Raw genomic sequence first — 14,037 nt, forward strand, 5'->3', positions numbered from 1 at the left:
CCACGGGGAACACGGGGAACACGGGGCGCACGGGGGAGAAAACCCGAACAACTGGTTTTACCCCGTAGTCCCTGTGTACCCCGTGGTTGCCAATACGGCTCGCAACACGCGTTGAGCGACTATTCCGAAGAATCAGGCAGCCAGGCTTTTGCTCACCACCTCGTAGACGTCGCTGGAGATCCGGGGTACGCGAAGAATGCGTTCCAGTTCTTCCTTCATCACGTTGCGGCGTGATTCATCGTAGCGCTTCCAGCGGGTCAGTGGATCGAGCATGCGGGCCGCCACCTGAGGGTTGAGCCTGTCGAGGCTGATGATCTGATCAGCCAGGAAGGTGTAGGCGGCCAAGTCGCGATGAAAACCGGCGGGATTGCGCATCACGAAGGCCCCGATCACCGACCGCACCCGGTTGGGGTTGCGCATGGTGAAGTCCGGGTGGTCGAGCAGTTTCCTGACCCGCTCAAGCGCGCCGGGCGCGGGTGCCGCTGCCTGTACGGCAAACCACTTGTCGAGGACCAGTGGATCCTCATGCCAGCGCTGATAGAAGTGTTGCAAGGCCTCGTCATAACGGGGCGCGGCGTTATGGACCAGCGCAACCAGGGCCGCCATGGAGTCGGTCATATTGCCGGCCGCCTCGTATTGGGCAAACGCCCGCTCCGATTCCCCCTCCAGCTGCACCAGATAAGCCAGGCAGGCGTTGCGAAGCCGACGACGTCCCATGGCATCGGCCTCCACACGATAGGGGCCGGGGTCGGCTAGCGCTGTGTATCGCGCCGCCAATGCTTCGTGATGGGTTTCGGCGAGTGCGATTCGCACAAACTGGCGCGCCTCATGGATCGCCAGGGGATCGACCTCGTCCATGCATTCGGCAATATACTCTTCCGGCGGCAATGCCAGGGCCTCGGCCACCAACGCGGGGTCCAGCCGGTCATCAGCGAGGATCTTTCCGAACGCGGCAGACAGTCCCCGATCCAACTCACGCGGCGCGCCTTCGATCAAGCGAACGATGACCCGCAGAGCGAGCTGCTGCCCGGCATCCCAACGGTTGAAATCGTCCGTCTCGTTCCCCATCAGGAAGGCCAACTCTTCATCACTGTATCCACCCTCCAGCTTCACCGGTGCGGAAAAGGCACGCAGCAGGGAAGGCACCGGCTCGGCGGGAATTTCTTCGAAGATAAAGGTCTGATCCGGCTCGTTGAGTACCAGCACCCGTTCACTGCCGCCGGCCTGAGACTCACCGGCCAGCCTGAGCGGCAGTGCGGCACCCTCCCTCGAAAGCAGGGCTGTCTTCACCGGGATCTGGCAAGGGGCCTTTTCCGGCTGCCCCGGTGTCGGCGGGCAGCTCTGACGGAGGGTCAGGCGGTACTGTTTCGCAGCGGCATCGTAGGCGCGCTCAACCTCGACTCTCGGGGTGCCGGCCTGCTCGTACCAATGACTGAACCGGGACAGATCGACCCCGTTGGCATCCTCCATGGCCCGCACAAAATCGTCGGTGGTAACGGCCTGACCGTCGTGCCGTTTGAAGTAGAGATCGCTCCCTTTCCGGAAACGCTCCGGACCGAGCAGCGTATGGATCATGCGCACGACTTCGGCGCCTTTCTCGTAGATCGTCAACGTGTAGAAATTGTTGATCTCCACATAGGAGTCGGGCCGTATCGGATGGGCCATGGGCCCCGCATCTTCGGCAAACTGTCGGGTCCGCAGCAGGCTGACATCATCGATCCGCTTGACCGCCGGTGAGGTCATGTCGGCAGTGAACTGGGAATCCCGAAAAACGGTGAATCCCTCTTTGAGAGAGAGCTGAAACCAATCGCGGCAGGTGACCCGGTTACCCGACCAGTTGTGAAAATACTCGTGGGCGATAACGCCTTCGATATTGACGAAATCCATATCGGTGGCAGTTTCGGGCTTGGCGAGAATGAACCGGGAATTGAAGATATTCAGTCCCTTGTTTTCCATCGCGCCCATGTTGAAATCATCCACCGCGACAATCATGTAGGTGTTCAGATCGTACTCGCGGCCGTAGACCTCCTCATCCCAGCGCATCGCCTTTTTCAGGGAGCGCATGGCGTGCTCGGTCTTGTCTTCGTTGCCGTATTGCACATAGAGTTCGAGCTTTACTTCCTTGCCTGACATCGTCGTGAAATGATCGGCAATACAGGCCAGATCACCGGCTACCAGCGCGAACAGATAGCTGGGTTTCAGCGACGGGTCGTGCCAGGTGACGTAGTGACGGCCGTCCTCCAGTTCACCACTGTCGATGCGATCGCCATTGGAGAGCAGCACCGGGTACTCTTTCCGGTCGGCGACAACCGTGGTGGTGAAACGGGTCATCACATCCGGACGATCCGGGAAATAGGTGATCTTGCGAAAGCCCTCCGCCTCGCACTGGGTGCAGAAATTGCCACCGGAGACATACAGCCCCTCCAAAGCGGTATTGGCCGACGGGTTGATGCGGGTCACCACCTCCAGATGGAAATGCGCCGGGGGGTGCGGGATTACCAGAGTGTCGTCGGAGATCTCGTAGCCCTCATCACCGACCGGGTCGTGATCCATGCTCACCGACACCAGTTCCAGCTCCTGACCATTCAGGACGAAAGGCCGCCGCCCCTCTGCCGGGTCGTAGTTCGCCCGAACCTCCATACGCGAGGTCACGGTGGTGGCTTCCGGATCCAGATCAAAACGCAGATTGATGGTCTCGATGCGGTAGTCGGGGGCGGTGTAGTCCTTGAGATAGACGGCTTGCGGCTGGCTTTCGCTCATGGTGAAACGTATTCCGTAGTTCGAGGCTCAAAGAGCGGATTTTAGCAGGATAGGGGTTGAACCACAGAGGGGCGCGGAGAGATTCGTCAGTGACCGACGTTTCCGCTTCGCGGAAATTTCCCTGTAAAAGCTCTGCGTTCTGAGTCTTAGCGGGGACTCAAACCAGCGTTAACGTGATGAGCACCAGCGCTTCGCCAATTTCGACCATGGCGCCCGCCGTGTCTCCTGTGGTGCCGCCGAGGCGTGCCATTAGCCGGGCGCGGAACAGAAACAGCCAAGCCGCAGCGGCGCTCACCGCGAGGAGACCGGTCCACCCGAACAGCAGCAGCGCAAGAACCGCCACGGTGAGTATCACGTACCGGGCGTGGGTTCCCGGCAGGGTGGAGGCCATCGCCTCACCGATGCCGCCGGCACGCACGTAGGAAGTGGTGAGAAACAGACCGATGATCAAGGTGCGGGACAGGACCGGGGCCAGCAACAGCATCGCACCACCGGATAACGCCGTGAGCGCTGCAAACTTGGCAAGCAGAACCAGGACGATGGCAGTAGCGCCCATCGGCCCGAGGTAGGGGTCCTTCATGATCGCCAGCATCCGTTCGCGATCGGTGTGGCCGCCGACCCAGGCGTCGGTGGTGTCGGCAAGCCCGTCCAGGTGCAGTGCTCCGCTCAGCAAAACCCACACCGCGAGGACTACGGCGGCGCGCACCATCGGGTCGGCGGCTCCCAACAGGCTGTCGGTAATCCACAACAGCGTGCCGATCAGAAAACCCACCACCGGGAACCACAACACCGCCCGGGCACTGTCCGACGGTTCGGCGGCTTCCTGCTTCGGCGTCGGCAATCGGGTGAGGAATTGCAATGCAATCCAGAAGTGTTTGGGGTCGATAGGGTTCATTGGATTTTCAAATTTTTAACCACAGAGGACACAGAGAAACTTGGGAAAGCCTGCCTTGCGAGTCCACCCACCGCTTCGCAGCTCCGAATTAGTGACAAACGTTCAACCGTCATTGCGAGCCGTACCCGCCGCTGCGCGGCCCCGAATCGGTGACGAATCGGTGACGAATTCTTAACCGTCATTGCGAGGAGCCCCAGCGACGCGGCAATCTCGGGGTTGGAGCAGAGATTACTTCGTCGCTTAGGCTCCTCCTGATGAACTTGTTCCCCCTGCTGTCATTACGAGGAGCCCCAGCGACGAAGTAATCTGGTACTTGGCACTTCGAGATAGCTTCGTCGCTGTGGCTCCTCGCTATGACAAGAGGGAAGTTCGTCATTGATTTGGGGCCGCGCAGCGGCGGGTACGGCTCGTAATGACAAAGGGGGGAAGTTCATAAAAGAGAGCTTTTCCTCTGTGTAAACAGTAGCCCTTGGCAGTCAGCTGTCGTTTATCCCGGCAGCGATTGGCCGTGAAACATCAGCCGCGGCAGTGCTTCGTCTCCCAGCCCATCCACACGGATACGGGTGATGCCGGCGTTCGGCACCTGAATACGGAACATGCGATCCAGCGGCATCTCCAGCACATGACGGATCACCATCCGCATCTGGCCCGCGTGCCCGACGATCAGGGTGTGCCGGCCGGCATTCTCTTCCAGAATGGAACGCCAGGCCGCGGTGATCCGGCTCTGGAATTCGATCAGGGTCTCCGCACCGGGCGGCGTATTGTTCAGCGGGTCGTTCCAGAAGCGCATGAGGATATCGGGATCCTCTTCCATCAGCGCCTCGGCCGTTTTCCCCTCCCATTCACCGAAACCAATCTCCTTCAGCCGTGCATCGTAGGCCAGGGCAATGACGTTTTGCTTCGCCAGTTCCGCCGCGAATGCACCGCAGCGAAGCAACGGCGAGGAGACAATCGCATCCCAGGGACAGTGCCGGCCGACGGCTTCGCGCATCTGTCGCCACCCCTTTTCACTCAGCGGGTCATCGATCTGTCCGCGATATTTCCTGCCGCCCACGGGCTCGCCATGGCGGATCATGTCAATCGTGGTGGAAATCATCAGTCAGTCGATCCAGAACTCGCTATAAAACCACGGGGAACACGGGGCTCACGGGGAAAATCAAGGACCCGCGCTCCCTCGTGTACCGTTATAGGCTGGCAAATTCTCCATCACTTCAATTGCATCGGCAGTCCGGCGGCCACGAAGGTCACATGTTCGCACGCAGCGGCGAGCGCCTGGTTGAGCCGGCCTGCTTCATCCCGAAAACGGCGCGCCAAGGGATTGTCGGGGACGATACCGAGGCCGACCTCGTTGCTGACCAAAAGGATGCGCCCCGGGAGGTGCGGAAGCGCCTCCTGCAGACGCTCACGCTCCTGATCCAGGGTTGTATCACCGGCCTGCAGGAGATTCGACAGCCACAGGGTAAGACAATCGACCAAAAGACAATGCCCAGGGGCGGCATGCCTCTGGAGGGTCGCGGCCAGCGCCAGTGGCTCTTCGATGGTGCGCCAGCCCGCCGGCCGATCGGCACGATGGCGGGTGATGCGTTCGATCATCTCCTGGTCGCCCATCGTGGCCGTGGCCACATAGATGACATCCAGGCCATTCTCACCAGCAAGCTGTTCGGCATACCGGCTTTTCCCGGAACGGGCGCCCCCCAGGATCAGGTGAGTCATGAGGCGCGAAATCGGGTCAGCCGAGCCAGCCGGCGAGGGTGAACACCGCGAGGACCGCCACCCAGATGATGGCGGCGCGGCGCACCAGTGCCAGGGTCTCGCGAACGTTTTCGGTCTCGACCCGCTGATCGGGATGCCCATCTTCCTGTTCCGCCGGGTCATAACGCAGGCCGCCGAAACCGGCCGACACCAGTGCGCCGCGATTCTCATCCGCATAGCGCCAGGCCTCGTTCCGCCAGCGCTGCATCGCGTCGACGAAGCTGCCGGCCAGGGCATAACTGAATGCGCAGAGTCGGGCAGGCACCCAGGCCAGGACATAGTGCAGCCGCCAGGCCGCCAGACCAAAGCCCTCATCGGCCCCCCGGTAACGCGCCTCCAGCACTCGGCTGAGCCGGTACAGGATCGCACCCACCGGCCCGAGCAGAAGAAACCAGAAGATGATGCCGAGCACGCGTTCGTGGGCCTCTACGAGAATGGTCTCGATGATGACCCTCGCCCGAGTTTCAGGCTCTTCGGGGACTTCACCGCCGAGCAGACTGGCGGCGTGCCAGCGTGCCGAGTCTTCATCGTTGCGCTCACGGGCATCGGCAAACGCCTCCACTTCCGCCTCGAGGTCGCGGGGTCCGAAGGCATAAAGCAGTATCAGGACTGCATAGATAAACCCGAGTACACCCCACAGCTCCTCCAGGGCATACCCCACCAAGCCGACGCCAATCACCGGCAAGCCGATCACCAGCAGGACGCCGAACGGACCGTCCCGAAAACGCCCCGCCGGCAACCGGTCCCGCACCCGGTCAGAAAAGGTAGTAAACCAGTCGAAGCGTCGCAACTCCTCGAGCGAACCGAGAAAGTGCTCGACAAAAAGTGCAAAAATAATGGCAATCAGAGACATGGACAAGGTTCCGCTGGGTCTGGGGCTAACCACTGAGCACACAGAAAAGTGTCACAAACAGGAGGCTCGTCTGGAGACTCCGTGGACCTCTGTGGCCAAGAATAAACGCGATCTAGGAGCCTGTCCGAGAATAGACTGGCCTACTCGGCTCGGGCATCCTGCTTCGCTCTAACTCCTCCATCCATGGAGTCGTGCGGCCAAACCTGATTGGCCAGATTTTCCGCTCATTTTCGTTAAATAAAACCATTATTCGCCTCAAATGACCGAAAAATCTGACTCAATCAGTCTTGCCCTCGTGACGATCGCTATTCTCGGACAGGCTCCTAGTTTCGAATCTGGCGGGCAAACTTGCAACCAAAGTTAGGCGATCCGCTCCAACTCGTGTTCCAGTCGCGCCCATTCAAAGGCCGAACCCGGATCGGTCTTGCGGCCCGGGGCGATATCGCTGTGGCCCGCCAGGCGGTCGCGGGTTACCTCCGGGTACACCTTCTCCAGCACCGCGATAACCGCTGCGAGCCGCTGGTACTGGGCCACCTCGTAGGGGTCCTCATCCGTCCCTTCCAGTTCGATACCGATGGAAAAATCATTGCAGCGTTCACGTCCGGCGAAACAGGACGCCCCGGCATGCCAGGCGCGGCGATGCAGCGGTACATACTGCACCAGCTCCCCGTCACGGCGGATTAGCAGATGCGAGGAGACCCGCATCCGGTGAATCTCACGGAAGTAGGGATGCAGTTGCGGATCAAGAGTATTGGTGAACAGGGCATCGATCCAGGGGCCACCGAATTCGGCAGGAGGGAGACTGATGCTGTGCACCACTACAAGGTCAATCGCCGCGTCTTCCGGCCGATCATCACAATTGGGGGACGGGACCTGACGCGCCTCATTGATGAGACCGGAGACGCGATCAATAGAAAGGCCGGAGGAAACGGTCACCGATCTCACAGAAGTCATTCGCTGTCGGTACACATGCCGCGCAGGACCATGTCCGTGAAGCTCACGATGCCGATGATTTTACCGCTTTCGACCACCGGTGCGCGGGTCAGCTGGAAGCGCTCGAAGAGACGGGCGCAGAAGCGGATATCCATATCCGGATCAACACTGATCACCGGCTTGGCCATGACCTCGTAGACGTTGACCCGCTCCGGGGATCGGTCCCTGCCGAGCACATGGCGCGCGATGTCCGACACCAGCAGCATGCCGAACTCATCGTCCGGGTGGCGCTTGTCGACCATCAGACACTTGGTTTGCAGGCGCCTCATGGCGGTGAGCGCCTCACTGACCGTCGCCATACCGTCCACCATGTCGAATTCCGCCTTCATCACATCGCGGACACGTACGATGTTCCGTTCACTCACTGCAATCCTCCGGGACCGGGAATCTGGAAATCTGGAATCTATCGAGCTTGAGCAATCGTAGCGGGGAAAGTCGGTTTGACTCCTGTTTCGGACAGACTCCTGGACGCGGTTATAGCAGATTGCGCCTGTCGTCAGAAGGGGCTGCAGGATATCACTGGACGGTCGTTCCCCTCGAACTTGCCGATCACCGAATACATAGTGTATAAACTTACAGTATACAGTCTTTCAAAACCGGTAATGACCATGGGCGATGAACTCACTCCCCGGCAGACGGAAATTCTGCAACTCATTCGCGAAACCATCGAAGCCACCGGGGCTCCACCCACCCGCGCGGAGATCGCCCGTATTCTGGGCTTTCGCTCTCCCAATGCCGCGGAGGGGCACCTGCGCGCCCTGGTCAAAAAAGGGGCCATCGAACTGATTCCCGGCACCTCGCGCGGTATCCGTCTGCGCGGCGGCGAGGGGCTGCCGCTGGTGGGCCGGGTAGCCGCCGGTAATCCTATCCTGGCGGAGGAGAACATCGAAAACCGCTATCGGCTCGACCCGGGCCTGTTCAGCCCCCGTGCCGACTACCTGCTGCGGGTAAAAGGCATGAGCATGAAGGACATCGGCATCCTGGACGGTGATCTGCTGGCGGTACACCGTACCGGCGAGGCCCGTGATGGCCAAATCGTGGTGGCCCGCATTGAAGACGAGGTCACGGTCAAGCGGCTGCAGCGAAAGGGGCGGAACCGGGTTCTGCTACTGCCGGAAAACCCCGAATTCGAGCCTATCGAGGTGAATCCAACACGGCAGGAACTGGTGATTGAAGGTATCGGTGTCGGAATTGTTCGCAACGGCCAATTGGTATGAACCTGAACTCCCTCCTTGCCCGCGCCGATATCTGGCGCGGGCGGGAGACGTCTCCCCAGACGACGCCTCACCTCTCCACCGGCCATCCGATGCTGGATGAGCGGCTGGGCGGCGGCTGGCCGGTGGGCGCCCTGACCGAGATCCTGGTCAACCAGAAAGGCATAGGGGAACTGCGCCTGCTGATGCCCGCCCTGGCCCATCTGTCGCAGGAGTACTGGCAGGCCTGGATAGCCCCGCCGCACATCCCCTACGCCCCCGCACTGGCCGCGGCCGGAATCGACCTGCAGCGCCTGGTCTGGGTCCGCACCAGCGGAGACGACCAGACCCTCTGGAGTCTCGAACAGAGCCTGCGCTCCGGCGTCTGCGGCGCCGTCCTCGGCTGGCCCGGGCGAGCCGACAACCACGCCCTGCGCCGACTGCAACTCGCCGCCGAACACGGCGAAGCCTCCGGCTTCCTGTTCCGACCCCGCCAGGAAGCACACCAGCCCTCCCCCGCCGCCGTGCGGCTGGAGCTGGAACACGATGCTGGAGGACTGACCATACACATACTGAAACGCCGCGGCGGCTGGGCGGGAGCACCAATAACCGAGATTCGAGATAAGAGATTCGAGATGCGGGGATGAGCTGCTTGTGGCTCAGTATCTACCTACCCAACCTCGCACTCGAGGTCTTCGGAGACACGGAGACTCCGTTTGCCGTGCGTACCGGACCGGATAACCGGCCGGTGGTGCATGTCTGCAATGCCGCCGCGGAGGAGCACGGCATCCATCCCGGCCAGCCCTTGGGGGCGGCCCTTGCCCTGTGCCATACCCTGCTGACCCGCGAGCGGGACAGGGCGGCGGAGCATCAGGCGCTGAACGCCCTCGCGCTATGGAGCCAGCAATTCACGCCGCTGGTACACATCCGCCCTCATGAAGGATTGATGCTGGAGGTGGCCGGCAGCCGGAAGCTGTTCGGCGGCCTCGCTGCCTTGCGGGATGGTGTGGCCGAGGGACTACAGGATATGGGCTATCGGGCCCATCTCACCGCCGCCCCGACCCCACTGGGGGGCTGGCTACTGGCGAAAAACGGCGCCGAGCTGTTGATTGAGGAGCGGGATCGATTGCAGGACATCCTGCAACGCCTGCCGCTGAACGGCCTGGAGGTAAAGCCCGAAACCATTGCCGCCCTGCGCGGAATGGGGCTGCGGCGGGTCGGTGATGTACTGCGCCAGTCCCGCAGCGCCCTGGCGCGTCGGGTGGGCCCCGAATTTTATGATTACCTGGATCGCGCCATGGGGCTGCGTGCCGATCCGCGCCGGCCGTTCGAGCCCCCTCCCCGTTTCGATGGTCGCCTGCCGCTGCCGACGGAAGTGGATAACACCGACGCCCTGCTGTTTGCCGCGCGCCGACTGGTGCTGGAGCTGATAGGGCTGCTGCGCGCCAAGGGAGCCGGTGTGCAGGACATGCGCCTTATCCTGGAACACCGGGGGCGCCCGGAGAGTGAACTCCCGATCGGCCTGCGGCGCCCGTCGCGGGATGCGGATCACCTTCTTGCCCTGATCCGCGAGCGCCTGGAGCGCTTCGAACTGCCCGCCCCCACCGATGCCATCGGCCTGCACGCCGACCGGTTCCCGGAACGGGAAAGCGAGCACGACGACCTCTTCACCGGAGAGCAGACCGGCATTCCCGATGCGAGTGTATGGCTGGAGAAATTGCGCGCCCGCCTGGGCGACAACGCCGTCGGTGGGCTGGGTCCGGCTGCCGATCACCGACCGGAAAAGGCCTGGCGCCCCTGCCCACCCGGACAGGACGAAACTGCAGGGTGCATTCATAATGCACCGCTTCCGACAGCGAAACCCCTCCGCCCGCTCTGGCTCTTCCCCGAACCGAAGCCGCTCGAACAGCGCAACGGCCAGCCCTGGCTGAAAGGTGAGTTACACCTGATTCGAGGGCCGGAGCGGATCGAAACCGGCTGGTGGGATGGCGAAGACGCCGCCCGCGACTACTTCGTCGCCGCAGACGCCCACGGCGAACACTTCTGGATCTTCCGCGAGCGGCGAAATCAAGGCTGGTTCCTGCAGGGCGTGTTTGCCTGAAGGTCCGCTCACCTGGCGAGCGGGGCCTCGACATCATCGGCCACCGGCAGGCCATCGTCCCAATAGGGATGATCACCAAAGCGCTGAAGCAGGAAATCCACCAGTACGCGTACCCGTCGCGGTACAAAGCGTCGCGACGGATAGACCACATAGGCATAGGCCGTCGACAGACGGTAGTCGGGGAGCAGCGGCACCAGACGCCCTTCGGCGATGACCCGATAGGCGAGAAAGGTGGGCGAGGCCAGCACCCCCAGTCCTGCAACAGCCGCATCGAGGAGCAGATCGCCGTTGTTGGCACGCAGACGTACCGGTACGCGGACCGACTCGCCATGGCCCTCCCTGTCGGTAAACCGCCACTGCTGTGACTCGGGCACATTCGCATATACCAGACCCTGATGATCCGCCAATTCCCGCGGAGTACGAGGGGTCCCGTGGCGAGCGAGGTACTCGGGACTGGCACACAGCACCATCCGCACCGGCGCCAGAGCGCGGGCAATCAGCGTCGAATCGGCCAGATAGCCGATACGCACGGCCAGATCGAAGCCCTCGTCGACCAGGCTAATCGAGCGATCATTGAGGTCCACATCCGGCACTACCCCGGGGTGTTCGGCACAAAAGGCGGTCAGGGCAGGATTGAGATGCAACAGACCGAAGGAGAGGGGTGCCGCGAGACGAATCCGGCCCCGCAGCGTCTGTTGACCCTCGCTCACCGACTGGGCGGCCTCCTCCCACTCGGCCAGCAGCAGAGTGGCGCGGCGGTGAAAATCGCGACCGGCTTCGGTCATCGAAAGACGCCGTGTGGTACGCCGCAGCAGTTGCACGCCGAGGTGCGACTCCAGATCGGTCACCCGGCGGCTTACCGCGGATTTGGCGATCCCCAGGCGCTCGGCGGCGGCACTGAAGCTGCCGGCATCCACTACTGCTGTAAAGGACTCGAGGGCATCCAGTCGATCCATTGTTCTTAATTTCGCAACACAGTTTTCGAGATTAACGTCTTTTTAGCATAAACTGGAACGATACAATAGACACCGTTTCGGTCGGCCGATTCCCGGAACGTCCCGGTACGAAGAACGCAGGCAACCTATGCAATGGCGAAACGATACAACCCGCTACGGTCTGGCCGCCGTACTGATGCACTGGCTGGTGGCGCTGACGGTATTCGGCCTCTTTGGCCTCGGTCTGTGGATGACCGGACTCACCTATTATGATCAGTGGTATCAACTCGGCCCCTGGTGGCACAAGAGTATCGGCGTATCACTGTTCCTGCTGGTGCTGGTGCGCCTGGGGTGGCGTGCCCTCAATCCGCAGCCGGTGCCTTTGCCGAGTCATGCGCGCTGGGAGCATCGCCTGGCAAAAACGATGCACGGACTGCTGTACCTGCTGCTATTCGCCATCATGATCAGCGGTTATCTGATCTCGACCGCCGACGGCCGGTCGCTGGAGGTCTTCGGCTGGTTTGCCATCCCGGCCACCCTCCACGGAATCGAACATCAGGAAGACATCGCCGGGACCATCCACCTGACACTCGCCATCACCCTGGTGGCACTGGCATCACTGCATGCCCTGGCGGCCCTGAAACACCACTTCCTGGACCGCGACCGCACGCTGATGCGGATGCTGGGGCGCTAACCGGATCAGACAAACGTTCAGACCAAGGAGAGAACCATGCTATTCGAACCCTTTCGAGTCGGGACACTGGAACTGCCTAATCGCATTATCATGGCGCCGATGACCCGCAACCGTGCGAACCACGACGACAATCGGCCCAATGCCCTGATGGCCGAGTACTACCGCCAGCGGTCCGGCGCCGGACTAATCATCAGCGAGGGCACGCCGGTCTCGCCGCAGGCGCCCGGCTACCTCTGGACCCCGGGGATTTACACCGAAGGACAGGTGGAAGGCTGGCGACAGGTGACCGCCGCCGTCCGTGAGGCAGGCGGCCGTATCTTCGCCCAGCTCTGGCACTGCGGACGGGTCTCCCACCAAAGCCTGCAGCCGAACAGCGAAGCGCCCCTCGCCCCGTCGGCCGGGCAGGCGGCGACCCAGCTCTTCGCCCTGGATGATAACGGTCAGCCTGCCATGCTCACACCCTCCCCGGCCCGGGCAATGACTGAAGGGGAGATCGAGGCGACCATCGCCGACTTCCGGCAGGCCACGGAGAACGCCCTCGCTGCCGGCTTCGACGGCGTGGAGATCCACGGTGCCAACGGCTATCTGCTCGACCAGTTTCTCAACAGCACGGTCAACCAGCGCGACGATCGCTGGGGCGGCTCCCTGGAGAATCGTGCCCGATTCGCTCTCGCGGTGGTCGAGGCCGCCGCCGAGGTCGCCGGCCCCGATCGCGTCGGCCTGCGGCTCTCGCCCCACGGCACCTTTAACGACATGGGGGAGGACCCGGATGCGGACCGCATGACCCAGCATCTCGCCGACGCAGCAAAGCGCCTCGGCATTGCCTACCTGCACTTCGTCGACCCGGTGTTCAACGGTTACGCGGCGGGCGAGTCCCTCCTCAAGCAGGCCCGCGAGCGATTCGGCGGACCGGTTATCGCCTGCGGAGAGATGGACAGGGTCAAGGCCGAACGCTATCTGGAGGATGGCCTGGCCGACCTCATCGGCTTCGGCCGCGCCTACATCGCCAATCCCGATCTGCCGGAACGCCTCGCCCATGACGCACCGCTGAACGAGCCGGACCCGGCCAGTTTCTACGGCGGAGACGCCGGAGGCTACACCGATTATCCCAGCCTGACCTGATGGCTGACTGCAACCCAAGGGAGTACCTACCATGCGCAAACTATTGTTGTCCGCCGCCCTGCTCGGCCTCGTCGGCACCGCGCCGGTCCATGCCGCCGATTATGTCATCGACACCAAGGGCGCCCACGCCTACATCCACTTCAAGGTTCAGCACCTCGGCTACAGCTGGCTGGGGGGACGTTTCAACGATTTCGGCGGTGAGTTCAGTTACGACGAGAGCGATCCATCGGCGGCCTCCATCGTCGTCAACATCGACCCGGCCAGTATCGACTCCAATCACGCCGAGCGCGACAAGCACCTGCGGGGCGATGATTTCCTCGACGTGAAGAAGTATCCGGAGGCGAAGTTCGTCAGCACCGCGTTTGAAGAGAACGGTGACGGCACCGCGAAACTCACCGGCGACTTCACCTTGCACGGTGTCACCAAACCGCTGACTATCGACGTCGAACACATCGGTGCCGGTCCCGACCCGTGGGGTGGAAATCGCCGCGGCTTCCACGGTACCACCGAATTCAAGATGGCCGACTACGGCATCGATTACGACCTGGGACCCGCCTCACAGACGGTCTACCTGGAACTCTCCGTCGAAGGCATACGCCAGTAATTTCGCAGCCACCGCGAGCGGACCGGCCCACCCGGTCCGCTCAAGGCGGCAGCCCTCGCCGACAGGTCCCTGACCGGATCATTGGCTGTACCCCTCCTCCACCGCCGTCCCCGTGACCGGCCCGAATTCTTCAAC

At 62.2% G+C, this 14,037-nt stretch carries 14 protein-coding genes; 6 read left to right on the forward strand and 8 right to left on the reverse strand.

The window, feature by feature from the left end; translation table 11 throughout:
* Window positions 1-132: 132 nt before the first annotated feature.
* From pepN to BLP65_RS07020, 7 genes are all read right to left on the reverse strand, one after another.
* Window positions 133-2,760, reverse strand: coding sequence for an aminopeptidase N (gene pepN / locus BLP65_RS06990; protein WP_092994570.1), 2,628 nt, complete (start codon window positions 2,758-2,760; stop codon window positions 133-135).
* A 157-nt stretch (window positions 2,761-2,917) separates the two neighbouring features.
* A complete protein-coding gene (locus tag BLP65_RS06995) occupies window positions 2,918-3,655 on the reverse strand; it encodes an adenosylcobinamide-GDP ribazoletransferase (protein WP_092994573.1) in 738 nt (245 codons plus the stop codon).
* Window positions 3,656-4,142: 487 nt separating this feature from the next.
* Window positions 4,143-4,751 (reverse strand): histidine phosphatase family protein, encoded by a 609-nt coding sequence (locus tag BLP65_RS07000; RefSeq protein WP_245688258.1) that lies wholly within the window; start codon window positions 4,749-4,751, stop codon window positions 4,143-4,145.
* Between the two features lie 110 nt (window positions 4,752-4,861).
* On the reverse strand, window positions 4,862-5,368 hold the full coding sequence (cobU, locus tag BLP65_RS07005; RefSeq protein ID WP_092994576.1) for a bifunctional adenosylcobinamide kinase/adenosylcobinamide-phosphate guanylyltransferase: 507 nt from the start codon (window positions 5,366-5,368) through the stop codon (window positions 4,862-4,864).
* 16 nt (window positions 5,369-5,384) lie between these two features.
* Window positions 5,385-6,260 (reverse strand): regulatory signaling modulator protein AmpE, encoded by an 876-nt coding sequence (ampE, locus tag BLP65_RS07010; protein WP_092994579.1) that lies wholly within the window; start codon window positions 6,258-6,260, stop codon window positions 5,385-5,387.
* 360 nt (window positions 6,261-6,620) lie between these two features.
* Window positions 6,621-7,214, reverse strand: coding sequence for a 1,6-anhydro-N-acetylmuramyl-L-alanine amidase AmpD (gene ampD / locus BLP65_RS07015; RefSeq protein WP_092994582.1), 594 nt, complete (start codon window positions 7,212-7,214; stop codon window positions 6,621-6,623).
* A complete protein-coding gene (locus BLP65_RS07020; RefSeq protein ID WP_092994585.1) occupies window positions 7,211-7,618 on the reverse strand; it encodes a CBS domain-containing protein in 408 nt (135 codons plus the stop codon). Before BLP65_RS07020 ends, ampD begins: the two co-directional genes overlap by 4 nt.
* Window positions 7,619-7,861: 243 nt before the next feature.
* Between BLP65_RS07020 and lexA the strand changes: the two genes are divergently transcribed.
* The 3 genes from lexA to BLP65_RS07035 are packed head-to-tail and all read left to right on the forward strand — an operon-like array spanning window position 7,862 to window position 10,547.
* Complete coding sequence (gene lexA / locus BLP65_RS07025; protein WP_092994588.1) at window positions 7,862-8,470, forward strand: transcriptional repressor LexA; 609 nt, start codon at window positions 7,862-7,864, stop codon at window positions 8,468-8,470.
* Window positions 8,467-9,093, forward strand: coding sequence for a translesion DNA synthesis-associated protein ImuA (gene imuA, locus BLP65_RS07030; RefSeq protein WP_092994591.1), 627 nt, complete (start codon window positions 8,467-8,469; stop codon window positions 9,091-9,093). Before lexA ends, imuA begins: the two co-directional genes overlap by 4 nt.
* 5 nt (window positions 9,094-9,098) lie before the next feature.
* On the forward strand, window positions 9,099-10,547 hold the full coding sequence (locus tag BLP65_RS07035) for a Y-family DNA polymerase (RefSeq protein ID WP_175452479.1): 1,449 nt from the start codon (window positions 9,099-9,101) through the stop codon (window positions 10,545-10,547).
* A gap of 8 nt (window positions 10,548-10,555) precedes the next feature.
* On the opposite strand, the gene BLP65_RS07040 is transcribed toward BLP65_RS07035, so the two are convergent.
* Window positions 10,556-11,503: a LysR family transcriptional regulator gene (locus BLP65_RS07040; protein WP_092994597.1), complete on the reverse strand. Its 948-nt coding sequence runs from the start codon at window positions 11,501-11,503 to the stop codon at window positions 10,556-10,558.
* A gap of 127 nt (window positions 11,504-11,630) precedes the next feature.
* Here BLP65_RS07040 and BLP65_RS07045 point away from each other — a divergent pair, with 127 nt between their 5' ends.
* The 3 genes from BLP65_RS07045 to BLP65_RS07055 are packed head-to-tail and all read left to right on the forward strand — an operon-like array spanning window position 11,631 to window position 13,902.
* On the forward strand, window positions 11,631-12,176 hold the full coding sequence (locus BLP65_RS07045; RefSeq protein WP_092994600.1) for a cytochrome b: 546 nt from the start codon (window positions 11,631-11,633) through the stop codon (window positions 12,174-12,176).
* Between the two features lie 36 nt (window positions 12,177-12,212).
* Window positions 12,213-13,298 carry an alkene reductase gene (locus BLP65_RS07050; protein ID WP_092994603.1) on the forward strand — a complete coding sequence of 362 codons (1,086 nt, stop codon included), beginning with the start codon at window positions 12,213-12,215 and terminating at the stop codon, window positions 13,296-13,298.
* A 31-nt stretch (window positions 13,299-13,329) separates the two neighbouring features.
* Window positions 13,330-13,902 carry a YceI family protein gene (locus BLP65_RS07055; protein ID WP_092994606.1) on the forward strand — a complete coding sequence of 191 codons (573 nt, stop codon included), beginning with the start codon at window positions 13,330-13,332 and terminating at the stop codon, window positions 13,900-13,902.
* Window positions 13,903-14,037: the final 135 nt, after the last annotated feature.

Origin of the sequence: Thiohalomonas denitrificans (genome assembly GCF_900102855.1) — a bacterium.
In the GTDB taxonomy this organism is placed as follows: Bacteria; Pseudomonadota; Gammaproteobacteria; order Thiohalomonadales; family Thiohalomonadaceae; genus Thiohalomonas; species Thiohalomonas denitrificans.

Bases quoted from the DNA above. Each gene is read 5' to 3' on its own strand.
- imuA (WP_092994591.1), top strand. From the start codon at position 8,467: ATGAACCTGAACTCCCTCCTTGCCCGCGCCGATATCTGGCGCGGGCGG.
- BLP65_RS07040 (WP_092994597.1), bottom strand. From the start codon at position 11,503: ATGGATCGACTGGATGCCCTCGAGTCCTTTACAGCAGTAGTGGATGCC.
- BLP65_RS07000 (WP_245688258.1), bottom strand. From the start codon at position 4,751: ATGATTTCCACCACGATTGACATGATCCGCCATGGCGAGCCCGTGGGC.
- cobU (WP_092994576.1), bottom strand. From the start codon at position 5,368: ATGACTCACCTGATCCTGGGGGGCGCCCGTTCCGGGAAAAGCCGGTAT.
- lexA (WP_092994588.1), top strand. From the start codon at position 7,862: ATGGGCGATGAACTCACTCCCCGGCAGACGGAAATTCTGCAACTCATT.
- BLP65_RS07050 (WP_092994603.1), top strand. From the start codon at position 12,213: ATGCTATTCGAACCCTTTCGAGTCGGGACACTGGAACTGCCTAATCGC.
- BLP65_RS07055 (WP_092994606.1), top strand. From the start codon at position 13,330: ATGCGCAAACTATTGTTGTCCGCCGCCCTGCTCGGCCTCGTCGGCACC.
- ampD (WP_092994582.1), bottom strand. From the start codon at position 7,214: ATGACTTCTGTGAGATCGGTGACCGTTTCCTCCGGCCTTTCTATTGAT.
- ampE (WP_092994579.1), bottom strand. From the start codon at position 6,260: ATGTCTCTGATTGCCATTATTTTTGCACTTTTTGTCGAGCACTTTCTC.
- BLP65_RS07045 (WP_092994600.1), top strand. From the start codon at position 11,631: ATGCAATGGCGAAACGATACAACCCGCTACGGTCTGGCCGCCGTACTG.
- pepN (WP_092994570.1), bottom strand. From the start codon at position 2,760: ATGAGCGAAAGCCAGCCGCAAGCCGTCTATCTCAAGGACTACACCGCC.
- BLP65_RS06995 (WP_092994573.1), bottom strand. From the start codon at position 3,655: ATGAACCCTATCGACCCCAAACACTTCTGGATTGCATTGCAATTCCTC.